Below are 18,529 nucleotides of genomic sequence, written 5' to 3' on the forward strand. Positions count from 1 at the left end.
GGGACGACAGGCCGATGCCGCCAGGGTGACGGCATCGGCCAACCAATCACTGGGCTTTGTTGGAGGCTTCGGCGGCTTTGATCAGGTCCGCGCCGATATCACCTTCGAACTTCTTCCACACCGGTTTCATCTTGTCGCGCCATTCGCCGCGTTCTTCTGGCGTCAGGGTGATGATCTCGGTGGTCTTGGCCTCGAGGATGCGTTGTTTGTCGTGCTCGTTCAGCTGCGCCGCCTCTTTGTTCACATGGGCCGTGACTTCCACCAGGATCTTGTCCAGTTCCGTGCGGATGTCCGGCGGCAGGCCGTTCCAGAACTTGGTGTTAGTGATCAGCATGTAGTCGAGCAAACCGTGGTTGGACTCGGTGATGTACTTTTGCACTTCATGCATTTTCTGGCTGTAGATGTTCGAGTACGGGTTTTCCGCACCGTTGACCACGCCGGTCTGCAAACCTTGGTACACCTCGGCGAAACTCATCTTGCGCGGGTTGGCGTTCACCGCCTTGAATTGTTCTTCCAGCACTGCAGAAGCCTGCACCCGGAACTTCAGGCCCCGGGCATCCTTGGGTTCACGCAACGGCTTGTTTGCCGACAACTGCTTCATACCATTGTGCCAATAGGCCAGGCCGGTAATGTTCTTGCTTTCCATGGACTTGAGCAGTTTCTGGCCTTCAGGGCTCAACTGGAAGCGATCCACAGCGGAAATGTCATCGAACAGAAACGGCAAGTCGAACAGCTGCACCGTCTTGGTGTACTGCTCGAACTTGGCCAGCGATGGCGCAATCATCTGCACGTCGCCCAATAGCAAGGCTTCCATCTCCTTACCGTCGCCGAACAAAGAAGAGTTGGGGTAGACCTCGACCTTCACTTTGCCTGGCAGCCGTTCTTCCACCAACTTCTTGAACAGCAGTGCGCCTTGGCCTTTGGGTGTTTGTTCGGCGACCACATGGGAGAACTTGATGACCACCGGATCTGCCGCCATGGCCGTGCTCATCGCACTAAGGGCCAATGTGCAAGCGAGCGCTTTCCAGATAGGTTTGAACATTAGGGGCTTTCCTCTTGTTTTTAGTATTTTCGTGCGGGCTCATTCAACATACAGCGCACGGCGGAACAATGATGAGTCTAGGCAGAAAAACAACTTGTCGGGGACGGTTAACGGGAAAAACCGTCATTCGGCTGTACCTCTCGACAGGTTGCGCTAGAGCCTTCCTTGCGTCGGGCTGAAACATCACAAACGGCTCATTTTTTAATGCTTTCAGTCAGCAACCGTGCCTGGGGCAGGAAACCATAAAGGCGCGGTGATGGCTACTGGCTTTCAATCTCGCGCCAGTGCTCGGTGAATCCATGGGGTGTGGCTGTGGATTGTGCTTTCACCACCGACCCCTGTGGGAGCGAGCTTGCTCGCGATGACGGCGGCCCAGCCAACATCACCGTCTCAGACAGGCCGCCTTCGCGAGCAAGCTCGCTCCCACAATTGCCCATCTCCTGGTCCGCGTCATCAGCCTTCAGGGCACTACCTCGTCTGCGGCAAGTGGTATCACCTCATGTCGCGTGGTATGACGACTTCTTAAAATTCCGCTCGCTGAAATACTCACATCCCCGCAAAAAGTCTCCTGTGTGTGTAGACTTTATTGAGTTATGGGGTTGACAGTCCGCCAGTAACGTCAGAATAATCCATCTCGTTGTATGACGACATACAAATAAACAATAACAACATTGGTGTTCCTCCCCTATGAGAATCACAGGCGTTCACGTCGAAGTTTTTTCCACTCCTTCGCGCCGTGCCCAGGACAGCGCCGGCCATGCCCATCCAGGCGATGAGGTCATGATCAAGATGGCTTTGCTGCGAATCGGTTGCGACGATGGCTCCGAGGGTTATGCCTTTGGTCCGCCTGAGTTGATTCGTCCGCACATCATTGAATCCTTCGTACGCAAAGTGCTGATCGGTCGCGATCCGATGGACCGCGAAAGCATCTGGCAAGACCTGGCGCACTGGCAGCGCGGCAGTGCCGGGCAGTTCACCGACCGGGCGCTGGCGCTGGTGGAACAAGCGTTGTGGGATCTGGCCGGGCGCACGCTCAAGTTGCCGGTGCATAAACTGATTGGTGGTTATCGCGACAAGGTCCCGGCGTACGGCTCGACGATGTGCGGCGACGATTTGCCGGGTGGGTTGTCGACGCCGGATGAGTACGCTCAATTTGCCGAAAAGCTGGTGCAGCGCGGCTACAAGGCCATCAAGTTGCACACTTGGATGCCGCCGATTTCCTTCGCGCCGAATCCACAAATGGACATCCAGGCCTGCGCCGCCGTGCGTGAGGCGGTGGGGCCGGACATCGCGCTGATGCTCGACGGTTATCACTGGTACAGCCGCATGGACGCGCTGACCATTGGCAAGGCGCTGCAAAAGCTGAATTTCGCCTGGTTCGAAGAGCCGATGATGGAAGACTCGGCGGAGTCTTATGCCTGGCTGGCCGCCAACCTGGACATCCCGGTGCTGGGCCCGGAGAGCATCGCTGGCAAGTTCCACAGTCGCGCCAGCTGGGTCACGCAGAAGTCTTGTGACATCCTGCGCGCCGGCGTGGCCGGGGTCGGGGGGATCGGGCCGTGCCTGAAGGTGGCGCACCTGGCGGAGTCGTTCGGCATGGATTGTGAAGTCCACGGCAATGGCGCGGCGAACCTGGCGGTGGTCGGGGCCATCAGCAATTGCCGTTGGTACGAGCGCGGCCTGCTGCACCCGTTCCTCGACTATGAAGAAATCCCGGCGCACCTCAACAGCATCGTCGACCCCATGGACGCCGACGGTTTTGTGCACCTGTCCGACCGGCCGGGCTTGGGCGAGGACATCAACTTCGCGTATATCGAGGCCAACACCTTGTCCCGACATTGAGCCTGTTCCACGCCTGGGGCCGATGACTGCCCGGGCGACAAGTCTTTATAAATATAAGAAAGGACTGAACCATGAATCTCTGGCCCAAGCGCCTGACCAGGTTGCTGTGTGTCACCGTGGCCCTGTGCGCAGTGCAGGTGCCCGTCAGCCTGGCCCAAGGCGAAACGCCCCCCGACCAATTGGTGGTGGGCATGAGCATGATCAATCTGCTGTCCCTGGACCCTGCCGCGGCGACGGGTCTGGAGGTTGCCGAAGTCAATGCCAATGTCTATGACATGCTCCTGGAGCAGGACGCGGCGCAGCCGGACACGCTGATTCCGGCCCTGGCGAAAACCTGGGACGTCAGCCCCGACCGCATGCGCCTGACCTTCCAATTGCGTGACGACGTACGTTTTCACTCCGGTGCGCCACTCACCGCCCAAGACGTCGCCTGGTCGTTGCAGCGCGTGGTCACCCTCAACCGCGCCCTGGCTTCCACTTGGAAAGCCTACGGTTTCACCGCCGACAACGTGGTCAAACTGATGCGCGCCGAAGGGCCGCACACTTTTGTCATGGAATTGCCACGGGTCACTGACCCGATGCTGGTGCTCAACACCCTGGCGACTTCACCCAGCGCCTTCATCATCGATCGCAGCGTCGCCTTGCAGCATCAGGTCGGCGACGATCAGGGCGCGGCGTGGCTGGCGACGCACACGGCTGGGTCCGGCGCGTTCAAGCTCGACATCTGGCGCGCCAACGATGTGATCCTGATGAGTCGCAATGACGACTATTGGCGCGGCGCGGCGAAGTTGCGCCGGGTGATCATGCGCAACATGACCGAGTCCCAGGCCCTGCGCCTGATGGTCGAGCGCGGCGACCTGGACGTTGCCCGCGGCATGGCCGCAACTGACATCCAGGCGTTGGGGAAGGTCGATGAAGTGCGCATCCAGAGCATCGCCCGCGGCACGCTGTACTACGTGGCGATGAGCATGCAGCAACCGTTGTTCCAGGACATCCGCGTGCGCCAGGCCATCCGCCTGCTGATCGACTACCAAGGCATCAATGACGTGGTCATGCCGCACTACGGCGTGATCAATCAGCGGCCGTTGCAACTGGGGTTGCCAGCGCGCCTGGACGATCCGGGCTATCGCCTGGACGTGGCCGAGGCCAAGCGTCTGTTGGCTGCGGCCGGACATGCCGAAGGCTTCAAGGTGACCATTCGTTCGCTGACCGATCCACCGTTCATCAACATCGCCACCAGCCTGCAAGCGACGCTGGCCCAGGCGGGGATCCAGGCGACGATCATCACCGGCACCGGCAACCAGATCTATGGCGCGATGCGCGACCGCCAGTTCGACATCCTCGTCGGTCGTGGCGGCGGCGGGGCGGAGCGTCATCCGCATTCGAGTCTGCGGGCCCTGGTGTACAACCCGGACAACCGCACCGAAGCCAAGCTGAGCAATTTCCAGGGCTGGCGCACCTCGTTCTTCAACCCGCAGCTCAACCAGTTGATCGAGCAAGCCGAGCGTGAGCGGGACCCCGAGCGCCAGCGCGAAATCTACGCCCAGATCCAGACCCTCTACGACCAACAGGTCGGGGCGATCATGCCGGTCTCACAGATGGTGGACGAAGTGGTGATCCATGCGGATGTGCGCAACTACATCGGCCACACCGCCGCCACCACGCGTCTTCGCGACGTCTACAAGCAGCGCTGAAATCGACGGCCACAGGGCCAAGGCAGGAATGAACATGTCGACTGCATCCTTTTCAATCTGGACCACCCGGGCCGCTGCGGCGACCCGGCGCAGCGGCTCGGTGGCGGTGACGCTGCTGGGGTTGTTGCTGCTGACTTTCTTTATTGGGCGGGTGATGCCCCTGGACCCGGTGCTGGCCATCGTCGGCCCGGACGCCGATGCCTCGGCCTACGCCCAGGTGTACAAAGAGCTGGGCCTGGACAAGCCGTTGTGGACCCAATTCGCGATCTACCTTGGCGATCTGCTGCACGGTGACTTCGGCATGGCCTTGCTGACCGGCAACCCGGTCATCACCGACATCGCCCGGGTCTTCCCGGCCACCTTGGAACTGGCCACCCTGGCCATTCTGTTCGGCGTATTGGCGGGCTTGCCGCTGGGGGTCTACGCGGCAACGCATCAGGGCCGTGCCGGTGATCATGTCGCACGACTGATCACGCTGTTCGGTTACTCCACGCCGATTTTCTGGATCGGCATGATGGCCTTCCTGGTGTTCTACGCCTGGCTGGGCTGGGCCGGCGGCGTCGGGCGCATCGGCCTGGCCTATGACGGGTTGATCCCGAAACACACCGGACTGTTGTTGATCGACACCGCCTGGTCTGGCGAGTGGGAGGCCTTTCGCAGCGCACTGCGGCACATCCTGTTGCCGGCGGTGATCCTCAGCTTCAACTCGGTCGCCTACATCAGCCGCATGACCCGCAGCTTCATGCTCGAACAACTGTCCCAGGAGTACATCATCACCGCCCGGGTCAAGGGTTTGTCCCAGCGTCGCATCGTCTGGGGTCATGCCTTCGGCAACATCCGCGTGCAGCTGTTGACCATCGTCGCGCTGGCCTACGGCGGCCTGTTGGAAGGCGCGGTGCTGATCGAAACCGTGTTCGCCTGGCCGGGCTTCGGCCAGTACCTGACCAGCAGTCTGTTGCTCGGCGACATGAATGCGGTGATGGCCTGCGTGCTGCTGATCGGCCTCATCTTCGTGACGCTGAACCTGATCAGCGATGCGCTGTACAAGATCTTCGACCCGAGGACTCGCTAATGAACCTGCCTCTTGCTTCCAGCGCCCCTGGCAACGCCGCGTTGCCGGCTTCCAGTACGGCGGCGATGGTCGCCAGCACCTTGCGCCTGTTGCGTTTTTTGCTGCGCAACCCTATGACCTTCGCCGGCCTGATCGTCGTCGCGACCCTGATGCTGGTCGCCGTCTTCGCGCCCTGGATCGCCGGCCACGATCCGCTGTTGCAGAACCTCGCCGGCGCGTTGCAGGCACCCAGCAGTGCGCACTGGTTCGGCACTGACGAATACGGTCGCGATGTGTTCGCGCGGCTGGTGTATGGCTCGCGCATCACCCTGTACATCGTCTTGCTGGTGACGGTGATCGTCGGCCCCATCGGCCTGTTGGTCGGCACGGTGTCCGGCTACTTTGGCGGTTGGGTCGACAGCCTGTTCATGCGCATCACCGACATCTTCATTTCGTTCCCCAGCCTGGTGTTGGCATTGGCGTTCATCGCCGCCCTCGGCCCGGGCCTGGAGCATGCGGTGATCGCCATCGCACTCACGGCCTGGCCGCCGATTGCTCGGCTTGCCCGCGCCGAAACACTGCCGCTGCGCAACGCTGATTTCGTCGTTGCGGTGCAGCTTCAGGGCGCGTCGAGCACCCGGATCATCCTGCGCCACATCATCCCCATGTGCCTGTCGTCGGTGATCATCCGCCTGACCATGAACATGGCGAGCATCATCCTCACCGCCGCCGCCCTAGGCTTTCTCGGCCTCGGCGCCCAGGCACCGTTGCCGGAGTGGGGCGCGATGATCTCCACCGGGCGACGCTACATGCTCGAAAGCTGGTGGCTGGTGGCGGCGCCCGGTGCGGCGATCATGCTGGTCAGCCTGGCCTTCAACCTGTTGGGCGACGGTTTGCGTGACGTCCTCGACCCCCGCAGCCAATCCTGAGGAACAGGCCATGACTGAGATAAAACTTACGGTACAGGATTTGTGCGTGGAATTTCGCAACGCCGGCAAAACCTCCCAGGCGGTGCGTGATGTGTCGTTCACGTTGGGGCGGGAAAAACTCGCCATTGTCGGTGAGTCCGGCTCGGGCAAATCCACTGTTGGCCGCAGCCTTTTACGCCTGCATCCACCGACGGCGCGGGTCACCGCCAAGACGTTGCGCTTCGCCGATATCGACCTGTTGGCCGCCAGCGAAAAGCAGATCCAGGCGATTCGTGGCGCGCGCATGTCGATGATCATGCAAGACCCCAAATACTCGCTGAACCCGGTGGTGCGGGTCGGCGAGCAAATCGCCGAGGCCTACCTGGCCCATCACAAGGTGCCCCATCGCGAAGCCCGCGAACGGGCCCTGGACATGCTCGCCAAGGTGCACATTCGCGATCCTCGGCGGGTCTATGACTTGTACCCCCACGAGGTCTCGGGCGGCATGGGCCAGCGGATCATGATCGCCATGATGGTGATCACCGATCCCCAGGTGATCATCGCCGACGAACCCACTTCGGCGCTGGACGTGTCGGTGCGCCGGCAGGTGCTCAATGTGCTGGAAGAGTTGGTCAGCGAGCGTGACCTGGGGCTGATTTTCATCAGTCACGACCTGAACCTGGTGCGGCATTTCTGTGATCGCGTGCTGGTGATGTATGCCGGGCGCGTGGTCGAGTCGATTGTTGCCGCCGATCTGGACCGCGCCACCCACCCCTATACCCAAGGCCTGTTGGCCGCATTGCCGAGCTTGGATCATCGACGCACCACCTTGCCGGTGCTGCAGCGTGACCCACAGTGGTTGAATGCTTGAGGAGCCTGTCATGAGCATGATTGAAATCGCCGGCCTGAACCTCAGTTTCGGCACCGGCGCGGCACTTAATGCGGTATTGCACGACGTCGATTTGCGCGTTGCCGAAGGCGAGGCATTCGGCCTGGTGGGGGAGTCCGGTTCGGGCAAGACCACCGTGCTGCGCTGCCTGGCCGGGCAGTACCAGCATTGGAGCGGACAACTGCGGGTCGCCGGCCAGGCCGTGACGCGAAACCTGCCGTTGAACCACTACCGCACCGTGCAGATGGTGTTCCAGGACCCGTATGCCTCGTTGCATCCGCGCTACACCATTGATGCCGCGTTGCAGGAGCCGCTGCGCATCCATGGCATCGATGGGCGCGCGCAGAAGGTCAGCGAGATCCTGCGCAAGGTCGGCTTGAACGACAGCTTTCGCTTCCGTTATCCGCACCAGTTGTCCGGTGGCCAGCGCCAACGCGTGGCGATTGCCCGGGCGCTGATCCTGCGTCCCCGGGTGCTGTTGCTGGACGAGCCGACCTCGGCGCTGGACGTCTCGGTGCAGGCGGAAATCCTCAACCTGCTGGCCGACTTGCGTCGCCAGGAGGGGCTGACCTACCTGATGGTCACTCACGACCTGGCGGTGGTGGCGCATCTGTGTGATCGGCTGGCGGTGATGCAGCAGGGCAGGGTGGTGGAGACGCTCGACAGCCATCTCTTGGCAAATGATGGCGCGAGCCATGCGTACACCCATTTGCTGGTGCAAGCCAGTCGGGACATACAGCGAATACCTATCGCTGTTTGAGGTAACTGATTCGTTGCACGTGTTTTAACCCGCAGAAGACGTTGAACCGCAGGTTTCAATGCCGCGCACGCGCTCGCCTGTGATTTGGCGTTCAACCCAACTAACCATTTAACTAACAAGAATAAAAAACATGAAAAAGACACTCGTCGTGTTGTCCCTCGCTTCCTTGTTCACTTCAGTCGTTGCCATGGCCGATACCGGTTATATCAACGTACGCCATCAATATGCGGAAAAAACCCGCATGCACGCCGACCGTGCCAAGTTTGGTATTCGGCTGGATAACGGCGTGGGTCTGGAAGGTGAACTCAAATACAAGACCGCCGGTGACCGGCAAGACGTCGCCTTCGACAACACCGTCGGCAGCGGTCATGAATTTACCGTCAACTACCAGCACAAGCTCAATGACCGCTGGACGCTGACGCCTTCGTTGGCCCTGGACAGCGATGAGGAGTCCACCACCTACAAAATGGGCCTGCGTCTGGGTTACCGCGTGACCAAGGAGCTGAGCATTGCCGGTCGCTACCGTTTTGATTCAGCCAAGCTGGACCGCGACCAGATCGACCGTGACGTGCCGGATAATGGGCAGGACGATCAGAAGGTCAACCGTTACGATGTTTATATCAACTATGGCCCTCAAGGACCCTGGGCCTATGAATATCAATTGACTTACTTCGATGCCGACTACATTCGCTATAACGGCGGTACCGACGACTATGAACAGAATGCCGTGGTCAAATACCAGTGGGATAAACGCTGGGCGCCGTTCTTTGAAGTCGGTGATATTAAAGTCAATTCGGTCGACAGTGATCGCCAGTTGCGGCTGCGGGTCGGTGTTAAATACAGCTTCTTCTAAGTTGTGTGAACACTGGGATCAAAAACTGTGGGAGCGAGCTTGCTCGCGATAGCGGTCTGCCTGTGCCGATGATGTTGGATGTATCGCCGTCATCGCGAGCAAGCTCGGCTCCCACAGAAGCAGTGCGGGTTATTCGTTGTAGAACGCCTGCCGTTGTTGGGTTTCACACAGGCGCATGCGGCTGTTGCTCAAATGCAAGTACATGGCCGCCCGCGCCGCGTCGACATTGCCGCTGGCGATGGCGTCGAAGATCTGCTGGTGTTCGGCGTTGATCCCCTGAAGGTAAGCACTGCGGTCACTTTGCCCGGAATAGGCGGAGTTCATGCGCGTACGCGGGATCAGCTTCGTGCCCAGGTGCTTCATGATGTCGATCAGGTAGTAATTGCCGGCGGCCTTGGCGATTTTCAGATGGAACTGGAAATCGGCATTGATGGTGGTACCGGATTTTTCCGGCCCTTGCAGCAACGCCTCCAGCGCCTGGGCCAATTCGGCCAGCGCTTCAGGCGTTGCGCGCTCGGCGGCCATGCCGGCGGCCTGGACTTCCAGGCTCAGGCGAAATTCCAGCAGGTTGAGCACATCCGACAACGTGGCAATCGTCGCCGGCCCCAAGGTGAAGCCCTCCGGCGCCGGCATGTCGAGGACAAAGGTGCCGACGCCATGCCGCGTCTCCACCAGCCCTGCCGCCTGCAAGCGCGACAGCGCCTCACGCACCACCGAACGACTGACGCCTTCGGCCTCCATGATATGCACTTCGGTAGGCAGCTTTTCGCCGCACTTGAGGATGCCGTCGCGCATGCGCTGGGCAAAGCGGTCGACCAGGGTTTCGGCGAGGCGGCGCGGCTTGTTCAGTGGAGATAACGCTTGATCCGTCATCGGCGTGCTCTAGTGTGATCAGCGGGCATTATAGTGAGTTTTGGCGCAAGGTCGCGGCTATAATGCCGCGATCGTCTGGCTTTAATGGATAGGTGCAATGGACCGTGTCACACCTGATCGACGCCTGAGCATGACCCAGCAACTGGTGGTCGACCTGACGCAACAGATACTGGCCGGCGAACTGCCCGCGGGCAGCAAGTTACCCACCGAACAGGTGATCATCAAGGAACGCGGCGTCAGTCGAACTGTGGTCCGCGAAGCCATGTCGCGGCTCCAGGCAGAAGGTTTGGTGGAAACCCGCCACGGCATCGGCACCTTCGTGGTGGACACCGCGCGCCCGGGGGATTTCCAGGGCAGCAAACACGTCAAGGGCGGCGCCTACGATGCGCTGGCCGTCATCGAACTGCGCCTGAGCCTGGAAGTGGAAGCCGCCGGCATCGCCGCACAACGCGCCAGGCCGGAGCAATTGCAGGCGATGCGTGAAGCGCTCGACGCGGCGAATGCTTTTGACGCAACGGATGACGAAAGCGCGCGGGTCGATTTCGAGTTTCATCTACATATCGCTCAGTGCACGGGCAACAGTTTTTTCATCGACGCCATGGGCCATGTGGGCAATACGTTGATCGCGGTCGTGCAGCAGGCCGGGCCGGCGGTGACGGGTGAAAATCGGACATTGGTGGTGCGTGAGCGGGAGCAGATCTATGCCGCATTGGCGCGGCATGATGCGCAAGCGGCGCGGGCGTCGATGCGGTTGCATTTGATCAATATGCAGCAGCGGGTTCGGGGTGTGGTCGAGTCGACCGCGCAATAACCTCCACCGCAGAACACTGTGGGAGCGAGCCTGCTCGCGATAGCGGCGGATCAGCCAACATTAGTGCAGCTGACACACCGCCATCGCGAGCAAGCTCGCTCCCACAGTTTTTGATCTTGGGTGTTTGCAAATGCTGCGCCCACCACCGCCCTCTGTGGGAGCGAGCTTGCTCGCGATGACGTCGGTACAGTCGGGTGAAGTGTTCCTGCTAGTTGCGCTTCCAGCACTCCGCAAACCTTGCACATACCCCATAACGCTCATCCATCTGCGCCATCCTTTCCAGGTGATGCTGTACCGCTTCGACCGTTACCCCATTCCCGATCCGGAAGTACTCCACCATCATCGCGACGTCCAGATCGATCTCGGCTTTCTCCGGCTTGGCATTGGCGGTTTTGGGCAACGCCCATTGTTCCAACTGCTCATCCTTCAACTGCCGCAAACGCGTCTGGTATTCGTCCTTGAAGCGTTCCATCGAGCGCGCCTTGTTCTGCGCCATGTCATCGCCAAATGTCTTCAGGTTTTCCCGGTACAGCGTCCAGTAGTCAGGCGGCAGGTCGAAGCCGAGCTTGGCCTTGCGTTCGCTGATCAGGGTGTCCAGCTTCTCTGGCGAATAAGACTCGACTTTTTCCTTGGCCGGATCCGTCTTCACCGTGACGACGAGGCTTTTATCGATGACCCGGCTCATCAGCTCCAGGCGATGGGGCGTGTCCGGGTAGGTCTTGGGGAACAGCGCATTGCGACCGGCGCAGGCGGGAAAGTCTTTTTTCAGGATCGAGATCGGTGTGCGCACGTCCTTGCCGTCCACCCGTTGCAAGCGTTGCAACTGAGTCAGGCAGAAGTTCTTCTCGGACTTGAACGTCACCTCGTATTCGGCATTGGCCTCGGGCGTAAAGTTGAAACCCTTGCCGCACACGGCATAACCGCTGTTCATGTTGGTGCGCAGGTGAATCTGCTCACCGGGCTTGAGCTTGACCTCCAAATAACCCCTGGCATCCTTGGGTGCCGGAACGCTCATCCCCACGCGCCGCGCGGTATCGCTCAGCAGCATATTGTTGAGAATGCCCGTGGTTTGCCCGTCGCAATGGGCGGCATCGAAATAATCCAGCGTGGCGTTGCTGGTATTGGCGACGAACCGCAACTTGGCGGCGTCCGGTTCGATGGCGTCGGGGTAACTGCCGTTGACGCTGCAACCGCCGAGCAATACGAACAACGCGGATAATGCTAACAACGGGGCAGGACAACGAGGCAGGGCGAGCATAGGTCATCCTTGAAGGATCGATAAAGTTGACGAATGCTACTGAAGTGCCACTATTGCGTCCATCACCTGTCGCTTGGCTGCAGGCAATACCCTCTTCTTCTTGACAAGGACTTACCGATGATCGACTTCAACAACAAAGGCTTCTTCAAGCTCAAGCAAAACGACGAATATGCTGAGCGCGTCACGGCCCTGCTGCTGGACGGTGAACAGGTCATCGACGCTTATAAATCCATGCGCGACGGGGTGGTCTTTACCAACAAACGCATCATCGCGGTGAACGTGCAAGGCATCACCGGCAGCAAAAAAGATTTTACTTCCTTGCCCTACAAAAACATCGTCGCCTACTCAGTCGAAACCTCCGGCACTTTCGACCTGGACTCTGAACTGGAGATCTACTTTTCATCCCTGGGCAAAGTGAAATTCGAATTCACCGGCAAGACCGGCATTGTGGAAATCTCCAAGGTGATCTCCAAACACCTCCTGGCCTGATCGGCAAACTCAGTGTCCACCGCCGACCCCCTGTGGGAGCGGGCTTGCTCGCGAAGGCTATGGCACATTCAATATCACCGGCCCAGGCGAACCGCTTTCGCGAGCAAGCCCGCTCCCACAGGGGCCGCAGCCGCCAGTTGCAGCTCAGGGTTCCAGCGCCGGCCCCTTCAACTCGATCTGATTACCGTCCGGATCGAAGCAGTAAATCGACCAACCCTTGCCCTCCGCGCCATAGCGCATCTGCGCCTTCTCAACGGTCAGGCCGGCTGAGGCCAAATGCGCGAGGAGGGCTGGTTCATCAAACGGCTCGATACGCAGGCAGAGGTGATCGACATTGTGCCCCTGCTTACCAGCCGCCGGTCCGCCCTGGCGACCGAGAGGCCCGTCGACAGCCACCAGATCGATCATCGACACACCAGTACCCAGGTGCACCATGCCCAGATCGTCCCGGCGCTTCGTGAGTTCGCAACCGAGCACCGAGGTATAAAAAGCCAGGCTGCGCTCGATGTCTTTTACGCGCAGGACGATGTGGTCAATACGTTGAATCGTGAAGTTCTTCATACAGGCCTCAGGTGCTCAGTGATGGACGCTACGGGTTACTTCACCTTAGCGATTCATGCTGGAATGTCATCGCAACAAAAAATTCCCTGTGGTAGCGAGCTTGCTCGCGATGACGTCATTTTAGCCACCCCCAATATCCGGACACGCCACCTCATGATGAAATGGTTCAAGACCCTCACCCGCACGGATGCCATTGCCACACTGGCCCTGATTGTCTCCATCGCCTCCGCTTACTTCAGCTACCAGCAATACCAGGACAGCGTCGCCAGCCGCAGAACGCCGATCATCATCCGAGTCGGCGCAGAACACAGCAAAGTGTCGTTCTACAAGGCCTATAAAGATGATCAGAACGTACTCTTCAAACAGCGCTACAAAATCATCCTCACCAACAACAGTTTCAACCCGGAAAGTGTCATCGATTGGCGCCTATGGGAGCGCAGGGAAAATGGCGGCGGGGAGTACGCCGGGATGAAATTCAAGTTGCTGGATTCGACGGGCATCCCCATGACCTTCCCGTTCTTGATCGCCGCGAAAGAAAGCAAAGTGGTCTTCCTGGATGTCGGCCAGAAGGTCACGCGAGAGGCATGGGCAATGGTGGAGCAAAGCGTGAGCCTCGATAAGGAGATGGACTGGTTTAAAGCAGACAAGGTTTTTACCGACGCAGGCTATCCGCTGTTCGGTCAACTCACGCCCGGGAAAAGCTCCAGGTATCAAGACCTGCAAGTCAACCGCTGGCTGGCCGGCCCTGCCTATCAGGAGTTTCAATTGAATTTCAGCAAGGCCGACGGGCAAGAAGTGGCGGCGCAGTTGTCGTTGAATGTCAGTGATGTTTATCCACAGGGCGAGGCGCAGCGGTAGTTAAAGTATCGCGCTAAGGCCTCTAGATAGACCTTAAAACAATATTTCCACACGCTATCAATGAAGCTGATAGCGTGCGGAAAACCTGATTCATTCGAGGCTGAAGGCTTCTTGAATGGTCTTGATCAAACGGTCGCCGTCCACACCTTTGTAAGCTTGTGGGTTTGACGCGAGCTCAACCGGTACCTGAGCAAGAAACGCCTTCAAATCTAGCGCCAATCGCTCCGGTAGCTGGGCCATTCCCTCAGTAAGGCCGACAGCCAGTACGATCACATCCCTGAAGTGCTTTTTGATATCGCGACTGTCCACGGCAATGCCTTGTTCAAGCTGCGCCTTCTTGTTAAGCCATGCATGGGCTTTGAGCGGAACAAGCCGATCAGCACCGATGTGGCTGATCTCCTGGGTGTGGTCGACGCCGGCGAGGAGAAAAGCGTAGTACTCATCATCCAGGATAATCGCAGACAGGCTGGCGGCTTGCTCTTCCACAGGAATCCTGGTCATTCGGGCTGCTTCTTCGTGCTCCAGGCCATCCGGGACGCGGGAAAACAACTCCACCTGAACGGGAAAGGATTTGTCCTCAGGATTCTGAAAACGGTAGAAAACCGGGGAGGCCCCATCGCCTTCTCCGTTCTGGCGAATGGCATAGCCTCCGTCCTTGATGAACTTCCAGAACTGCCCGACGAACGCACGATCAAGTGCCTCGACGACCAGGACGATGTCCAGATCCTTGGTCAGTCGAAATGCTTCACCCAGTTCCTCCATGGCAATCGAAGCGGCCACCCCGCCGATCAGCACGTAACTGCCTTGGAAGTCCTTGAAATACTCTCGAAACCGGTCGACACCCACTACCATTTCACGTTCTCCATCATTTCATCGAGGCACATTTGCACGCGTTCGTCATGGTCATCCTTGAGGCTCAGATAGAGGGAGAAAGGGTCTACCGTCTCCATGGCGATGTTGCTGCGCAGTGGTTCATAACTCCAAAACTGAATACAGCACGCCGCATGATTTTGCGGCACTTCCAGGTAGGGCGTCGTGCTCTCGAGTTTCGACTTGGCCGTCTTTGACGGTGAGCTCCAAGCGCCGAACGCTTCCCCGTAGGCCGCAGTCGTTTCCGACTGAGCGCGGGCTCGAATCTGATCGAACTGCGCCGGCGTCATTGCAACGCAAGGGACTTTTGGGCTGGCAAGAAGGCTCATCTCTGCCAAGGCCGTTTCTCCCGCCAGCAACATTGGCGTATCAAACGCCTCCGGAATTGCGTTCAGCCAGAGTGTTTTTTTGACCGGGGTGCGCATGACCTCTTTTGCTCTTTCCCAGGTTTCCTTGGGCGACAAAGGAAAGATGATCGCGGCTTCGCCCAGTTCCTTTCCAGGCTTAACAATGTCCAAGTCGGTCAGTTCCTTGATCGCCCGGGTGACGGTCATTTTTGCGTAGGAGAAGGACTGCTCGAAGGCCGCACGAGTGACCAATAGCGGGTGATGCCATCCCTTGATCAGGTATTGAATCAGCATGGCTTGGGTGGCGGGGCTCAGGACCTGGGGTTTTTCCAGGCGCTGGCGGTAGTATTCACGCAAATCCATGCCAAAGGCCGGCAGAAAAAGTTGATTGCCTGGCACGATGAACTGGACGCCTTTCTCCACCAGTCGCTTGCGGTCATAACTGGGGAGCGTGTCGGTGACAAAAATCATCAGGTCGCCGGTCTCGGGCAACTTGTTGTATGCCTGGAAGTTGTGGATGGCTTGGATATGCTTGGCGACATCCGCAACGCTGGCTTCGCGCTGCGGACGTTCCTTCAAGATAAGGCACTGGGCGTTGAAGATATTCGTGAGGAAAAACTCGTATCGGTCACGCAGCGCATACGGAAGAATCTTGACGTTTTCCCATGGCTTCAGGCGCAGCTTCAGGCCAAGCACGCTTTCTACATAGACTTTGAGCTCGATCAGATCAGGTCTTTCCGGGAAATCATGGCCTTGGCGGGTAACTGTCATGGTGTTTCTTCCGTATCACGATTTCAGCACGGTATCAGAGGTTGTGATAGCGTGCAAAATTCGTGATATTTTCCATGGGGCTTCACACGCGAAGCCGTCGAACAACCTTCCACCCATCTGTCGGCTGATACACCGTCATCGCGAGCAAGCTCGCTCCCACAAAAAAGCAGCCAGGTCTGTGGGAAATCTGCCGTACGTCTATCCTAGGTATTCTTGAACCAGGCGCGGAATCGGCAACCGATCACCCACGGACATCCACACCATGAAAAAACAAGAACAAGACAACCTCATCCAAACCCTGCAAACCCGCTTCGAACAAAACCTGAACCGTCACCCAGACATCCCCTGGGCCGACGTCCAGACCCGGCTCGAACACCACCCCAATGCCCTGAAATCCCTCCAGGCCATGGAAGTCTCCGGCGGCGAGCCAGACGTGATCGGCTTCGACCCGAAGACCGGCGCTGTCACCTTCTGCGATTGCGCCAAGGAGAGCCCCACCGGACGCCGGAGCCTTTGCTACGACCGCGCGGCCCTGGATGCGCGCAAGGAGAACAAGCCCAAAGGCAGTGCCATCGAAATGGCCGAAGCGATGGGCATCGCCCTGCTGACGGAAGACCAGTACCGAGCGCTGCAAACGCTCGGCGAGTTTGACGCGAAGACGTCCAGTTGGCTGGCAACCCCGCCAGAGCTTCGTTCGCTCGATGGGGCGATTTTTGGCGACTACCGGTATGGCCGGGTGTTCATCTACCACAATGGCGTGCAGTCGTATTACGCGGCGCGCGGGTTTCGCGGGGTGCTGCAGGTTTAAAGGGAGACCCGCACCTGTGGCGAGGGGATTTATCCCCGTTGGGCTGCGTAGCAGCCCCAAACCCATCCACCGCGGTGCACCAGGAAAAACGGCGTCGGCAGGTTTTACGACTGCGGCGCAGCCGAGCGGGGATAAATCCCCTCGCCACAAGGGACTTGTGTGCTCGAAGGATCGTGGCGGGGCAAAACCACCTCACTCAAAAACCAAAACCTCACTTCCCTTGGCCTCAACCATCTCGCTAAACCCCGGCAAGCGCGCCACAAACTCCGTCTCAAACGCCAGGTAGCGATCCTGCGCCGGCACATAACGGACATCCGGCTTGACCCGCGCAATGTCCTTGGTCGACAGCTTCACCACCTCATGACTCTCTTGATTCCAAAACCACGCCAGCGTCTGTGTGCCAAAGGTGTTGGCGCGGTAAGTCCACACCCACCAAGCCCCATGCCCCCGGGACACATGAAGTTGCCCATGAAAGGTGCGCAACGTGATGACTTGCTTGGGCTGGGTGACGAGCAGGCGTGTGTCCTGGCGCAGTTCACTGCCGAAACCGTCCAGCGTCGCCTTCGTCTTGGCTCCGGTCATGAAGTTGAAGCGCCAGGCCAACAGCACGGTTTCCTGATAACCCGAATGCTCAACGTTCTGCCGCGCGCCTTCGCTGAACAGCAAAACCTCATCACCCCCCAGGTACGCGGTTGACGTCCGCAGCTTATAGGCCTCAGCGGGCATCGGTTTGGCGACGATGGCCTGGTGCGGCGCGTCTTGATGCCAGACCCAGCACTTCGGGCCGTTGTGCTGCATGAACAACAAGCGGCGCGGGCCGATGGGCAGGATCGTCAGTTCATCCGCAAACTCGAAAATCACCTCGCTGCTGTCTGCCGTGATCCGCCAGATCCGTGTCAAATGCTCAGGTTCATAGAGGCGCTGACGTTCGAATATCTCCGAGCCCATCACCACGCAGGGCTGTTCAAACTCCGGCCATTGCACCCCGGCAGGCCCGAACGCCGCGATCTCATCGCCTTGCCGAATTTCGTACTGGTAGCGGTCGTCTGCACTGTAATCACCGCGTATGACCCGACGTTTCCACAGGCTGCGCTGGGCATCGGCATCGATGAGCTGCAAGTCCGCACCGTCCACGCCATCGGTGCGGTGTTCGAGCATGTCCTGCTCAGCGGGCGGCCATTGGTTGTAGTCGATCAGAAAGCACAGCCACTGGTCTTCGTCCTGCTCAGTGATGGCGGCCCAACCGTTGCGGTAGTTGTACTCATGCACATAGGTGGCGCCGGGGTAGTCATGGACTTCCTGCAGCCACTTCACTTTGCCGCGCTTGGGTTTGGCCGGTTTGCGTTCGACGGCGGCAGGTTTCGGCGGCTCGATCAAGCTCGCCGTAAACCTCGGCTCGCCGCGCTGGGCTTGCCAATGCTGGGCAAACGCCTCGCGCTGGCCGACCGGGACAATCACCGGCCGATAATCATCGCCACCGGCATCCAGGTTCCACAAGTCATAACCCTGACCGGCCAACACCGGCGCCAGCGCCTCGAAGCAGACCTCGGGCATCTCGTTGGACAGCTCATCCAACAACGCCTCGAACCCCGGGCCGGCAAACACACCGACGTCGGGATAGTAGTGCTGCAACAGCCCGAGCAAATCGCCGCCCGGTGTTTTCCAATCGATATGAACCAACGGATCGAATTGCGATTGCATCACGCCTGTCTTCCTTGTGGTTTCTCTGCGCGCCATCTTAGCCGCACACCCTCCCAAAAAGACAACCACCGTCCCCTGGCCGGGCACAGACCATTGTGGGAGCGAGCTTGCTCGCGATAGGGCCAGGTCAGGCAACCTCAATG

Annotated in this window: 18 protein-coding genes; 11 read left to right on the forward strand and 7 right to left on the reverse strand. The window is 59.2% G+C overall.

Going from position 1 to position 18,529, the window contains the following annotated elements:
• Positions 1-46: 46 nt before the first annotated feature.
• Positions 47-1,042 (reverse strand): C4-dicarboxylate TRAP substrate-binding protein DctP, encoded by a 996-nt coding sequence (dctP, locus tag AC3A5O_RS15955; protein ID WP_122568851.1) that lies wholly within the window; start codon positions 1,040-1,042, stop codon positions 47-49.
• Between the two features lie 687 nt (positions 1,043-1,729).
• Here dctP and AC3A5O_RS15960 point away from each other — a divergent pair.
• The 7 genes from AC3A5O_RS15960 to AC3A5O_RS15990 all read left to right on the forward strand — a co-directional run bounded on the left by AC3A5O_RS15960 (position 1,730) and on the right by AC3A5O_RS15990 (position 9,039).
• Positions 1,730-2,884 carry a mandelate racemase family protein gene (locus AC3A5O_RS15960; RefSeq protein WP_354337206.1) on the forward strand — a complete coding sequence of 385 codons (1,155 nt, stop codon included), beginning with the start codon at positions 1,730-1,732 and terminating at the stop codon, positions 2,882-2,884.
• Between the two features lie 71 nt (positions 2,885-2,955).
• Positions 2,956-4,578: an ABC transporter substrate-binding protein gene (locus tag AC3A5O_RS15965; RefSeq protein WP_122568849.1), complete on the forward strand. Its 1,623-nt coding sequence runs from the start codon at positions 2,956-2,958 to the stop codon at positions 4,576-4,578.
• Positions 4,579-4,612: 34 nt separating this feature from the next.
• Positions 4,613-5,650: an ABC transporter permease gene (locus tag AC3A5O_RS15970; protein ID WP_122568848.1), complete on the forward strand. Its 1,038-nt coding sequence runs from the start codon at positions 4,613-4,615 to the stop codon at positions 5,648-5,650.
• Positions 5,650-6,558, forward strand: a complete 909-nt coding sequence (locus AC3A5O_RS15975) for an ABC transporter permease (protein WP_122568847.1) — start codon at positions 5,650-5,652, stop codon at positions 6,556-6,558. The genes AC3A5O_RS15970 and AC3A5O_RS15975 overlap by 1 nt, the downstream gene beginning before the upstream one ends.
• Before the next feature lie 10 nt (positions 6,559-6,568).
• Entirely contained in the window at positions 6,569-7,408 is an 840-nt protein-coding gene (locus AC3A5O_RS15980; protein ID WP_305482695.1) for an ABC transporter ATP-binding protein, read from the forward strand.
• Positions 7,409-7,418: 10 nt separating this feature from the next.
• Positions 7,419-8,186, forward strand: a complete 768-nt coding sequence (locus tag AC3A5O_RS15985) for an ABC transporter ATP-binding protein (protein WP_487753431.1) — start codon at positions 7,419-7,421, stop codon at positions 8,184-8,186.
• 130 nt (positions 8,187-8,316) lie between these two features.
• Positions 8,317-9,039, forward strand: coding sequence for an oligogalacturonate-specific porin KdgM family protein (locus tag AC3A5O_RS15990; RefSeq protein ID WP_305482698.1), 723 nt, complete (start codon positions 8,317-8,319; stop codon positions 9,037-9,039).
• A 129-nt stretch (positions 9,040-9,168) separates the two neighbouring features.
• On the opposite strand, the gene AC3A5O_RS15995 is transcribed toward AC3A5O_RS15990, so the two are convergent.
• Positions 9,169-9,912 (reverse strand): FadR/GntR family transcriptional regulator, encoded by a 744-nt coding sequence (locus AC3A5O_RS15995; RefSeq protein WP_053178239.1) that lies wholly within the window; start codon positions 9,910-9,912, stop codon positions 9,169-9,171.
• A gap of 97 nt (positions 9,913-10,009) precedes the next feature.
• Between AC3A5O_RS15995 and AC3A5O_RS16000 the strand changes: the two genes are divergently transcribed.
• Complete coding sequence (locus AC3A5O_RS16000; protein WP_305491716.1) at positions 10,010-10,723, forward strand: FadR/GntR family transcriptional regulator; 714 nt, start codon at positions 10,010-10,012, stop codon at positions 10,721-10,723.
• A gap of 208 nt (positions 10,724-10,931) precedes the next feature.
• Here the strand turns inward: AC3A5O_RS16000 and AC3A5O_RS16005 are convergent, their stop codons facing one another.
• Positions 10,932-11,981: a hypothetical protein gene (locus AC3A5O_RS16005; protein ID WP_305469783.1), complete on the reverse strand. Its 1,050-nt coding sequence runs from the start codon at positions 11,979-11,981 to the stop codon at positions 10,932-10,934.
• A 117-nt stretch (positions 11,982-12,098) separates the two neighbouring features.
• Here AC3A5O_RS16005 and AC3A5O_RS16010 point away from each other — a divergent pair, with 117 nt between their 5' ends.
• Complete coding sequence (locus tag AC3A5O_RS16010; RefSeq protein WP_024777581.1) at positions 12,099-12,470, forward strand: PH domain-containing protein; 372 nt, start codon at positions 12,099-12,101, stop codon at positions 12,468-12,470.
• A 144-nt stretch (positions 12,471-12,614) separates the two neighbouring features.
• Here the strand turns inward: AC3A5O_RS16010 and AC3A5O_RS16015 are convergent, their stop codons facing one another.
• Entirely contained in the window at positions 12,615-13,031 is a 417-nt protein-coding gene (locus tag AC3A5O_RS16015; protein WP_305469786.1) for a VOC family protein, read from the reverse strand.
• Positions 13,032-13,052: 21 nt separating this feature from the next.
• Between AC3A5O_RS16015 and AC3A5O_RS16020 the strand changes: the two genes are divergently transcribed.
• Positions 13,053-13,889: a hypothetical protein gene (locus AC3A5O_RS16020; protein ID WP_487753432.1), complete on the forward strand. Its 837-nt coding sequence runs from the start codon at positions 13,053-13,055 to the stop codon at positions 13,887-13,889.
• 90 nt (positions 13,890-13,979) lie between these two features.
• Here the strand turns inward: AC3A5O_RS16020 and AC3A5O_RS16025 are convergent, their stop codons facing one another.
• Both AC3A5O_RS16025 and AC3A5O_RS16030 read right to left on the reverse strand, forming a co-directional pair.
• A complete protein-coding gene (locus tag AC3A5O_RS16025; RefSeq protein WP_305469788.1) occupies positions 13,980-14,741 on the reverse strand; it encodes a hypothetical protein in 762 nt (253 codons plus the stop codon).
• Positions 14,735-15,877, reverse strand: a complete 1,143-nt coding sequence (locus tag AC3A5O_RS16030; protein WP_305469790.1) for a hypothetical protein — start codon at positions 15,875-15,877, stop codon at positions 14,735-14,737. Before AC3A5O_RS16030 ends, AC3A5O_RS16025 begins: the two co-directional genes overlap by 7 nt.
• Before the next feature lie 262 nt (positions 15,878-16,139).
• Here AC3A5O_RS16030 and AC3A5O_RS16035 point away from each other — a divergent pair, with 262 nt between their 5' ends.
• The gene (locus AC3A5O_RS16035) at positions 16,140-16,685 is read left to right on the forward strand and encodes a DUF4256 domain-containing protein (RefSeq protein ID WP_122568837.1); all 546 of its coding nucleotides are present in this window, start codon (positions 16,140-16,142) and stop codon (positions 16,683-16,685) included.
• Positions 16,686-16,877: 192 nt separating this feature from the next.
• On the opposite strand, the gene AC3A5O_RS16040 is transcribed toward AC3A5O_RS16035, so the two are convergent.
• Positions 16,878-18,386: a hypothetical protein gene (locus AC3A5O_RS16040; RefSeq protein WP_487753476.1), complete on the reverse strand. Its 1,509-nt coding sequence runs from the start codon at positions 18,384-18,386 to the stop codon at positions 16,878-16,880.
• Positions 18,387-18,529: the final 143 nt, after the last annotated feature.

The organism is Pseudomonas sp. Soil_N_39 (assembly GCF_057655955.1).

Excerpts from the sequence above, each read along its gene's own strand:
- dctP (WP_122568851.1), bottom strand. The coding sequence starts at position 1,042 with ATGTTCAAACCTATCTGGAAAGCGCTCGCTTGCACATTGGCCCTTAGT.
- AC3A5O_RS15960 (WP_354337206.1), top strand. The coding sequence starts at position 1,730 with ATGAGAATCACAGGCGTTCACGTCGAAGTTTTTTCCACTCCTTCGCGC.
- AC3A5O_RS15965 (WP_122568849.1), top strand. The coding sequence starts at position 2,956 with ATGAATCTCTGGCCCAAGCGCCTGACCAGGTTGCTGTGTGTCACCGTG.
- AC3A5O_RS15970 (WP_122568848.1), top strand. The coding sequence starts at position 4,613 with ATGTCGACTGCATCCTTTTCAATCTGGACCACCCGGGCCGCTGCGGCG.
- AC3A5O_RS15975 (WP_122568847.1), top strand. The coding sequence starts at position 5,650 with ATGAACCTGCCTCTTGCTTCCAGCGCCCCTGGCAACGCCGCGTTGCCG.
- AC3A5O_RS15980 (WP_305482695.1), top strand. The coding sequence starts at position 6,569 with ATGACTGAGATAAAACTTACGGTACAGGATTTGTGCGTGGAATTTCGC.
- AC3A5O_RS15985 (WP_487753431.1), top strand. The coding sequence starts at position 7,419 with ATGAGCATGATTGAAATCGCCGGCCTGAACCTCAGTTTCGGCACCGGC.
- AC3A5O_RS15990 (WP_305482698.1), top strand. The coding sequence starts at position 8,317 with ATGAAAAAGACACTCGTCGTGTTGTCCCTCGCTTCCTTGTTCACTTCA.
- AC3A5O_RS15995 (WP_053178239.1), bottom strand. The coding sequence starts at position 9,912 with ATGACGGATCAAGCGTTATCTCCACTGAACAAGCCGCGCCGCCTCGCC.
- AC3A5O_RS16000 (WP_305491716.1), top strand. The coding sequence starts at position 10,010 with ATGGACCGTGTCACACCTGATCGACGCCTGAGCATGACCCAGCAACTG.
- AC3A5O_RS16005 (WP_305469783.1), bottom strand. The coding sequence starts at position 11,981 with ATGCTCGCCCTGCCTCGTTGTCCTGCCCCGTTGTTAGCATTATCCGCG.
- AC3A5O_RS16010 (WP_024777581.1), top strand. The coding sequence starts at position 12,099 with ATGATCGACTTCAACAACAAAGGCTTCTTCAAGCTCAAGCAAAACGAC.
- AC3A5O_RS16015 (WP_305469786.1), bottom strand. The coding sequence starts at position 13,031 with ATGAAGAACTTCACGATTCAACGTATTGACCACATCGTCCTGCGCGTA.
- AC3A5O_RS16020 (WP_487753432.1), top strand. The coding sequence starts at position 13,053 with ATGGACGCTACGGGTTACTTCACCTTAGCGATTCATGCTGGAATGTCA.
- AC3A5O_RS16025 (WP_305469788.1), bottom strand. The coding sequence starts at position 14,741 with ATGGTAGTGGGTGTCGACCGGTTTCGAGAGTATTTCAAGGACTTCCAA.
- AC3A5O_RS16030 (WP_305469790.1), bottom strand. The coding sequence starts at position 15,877 with ATGACAGTTACCCGCCAAGGCCATGATTTCCCGGAAAGACCTGATCTG.
- AC3A5O_RS16035 (WP_122568837.1), top strand. The coding sequence starts at position 16,140 with ATGAAAAAACAAGAACAAGACAACCTCATCCAAACCCTGCAAACCCGC.
- AC3A5O_RS16040 (WP_487753476.1), bottom strand. The coding sequence starts at position 18,386 with ATGCAATCGCAATTCGATCCGTTGGTTCATATCGATTGGAAAACACCG.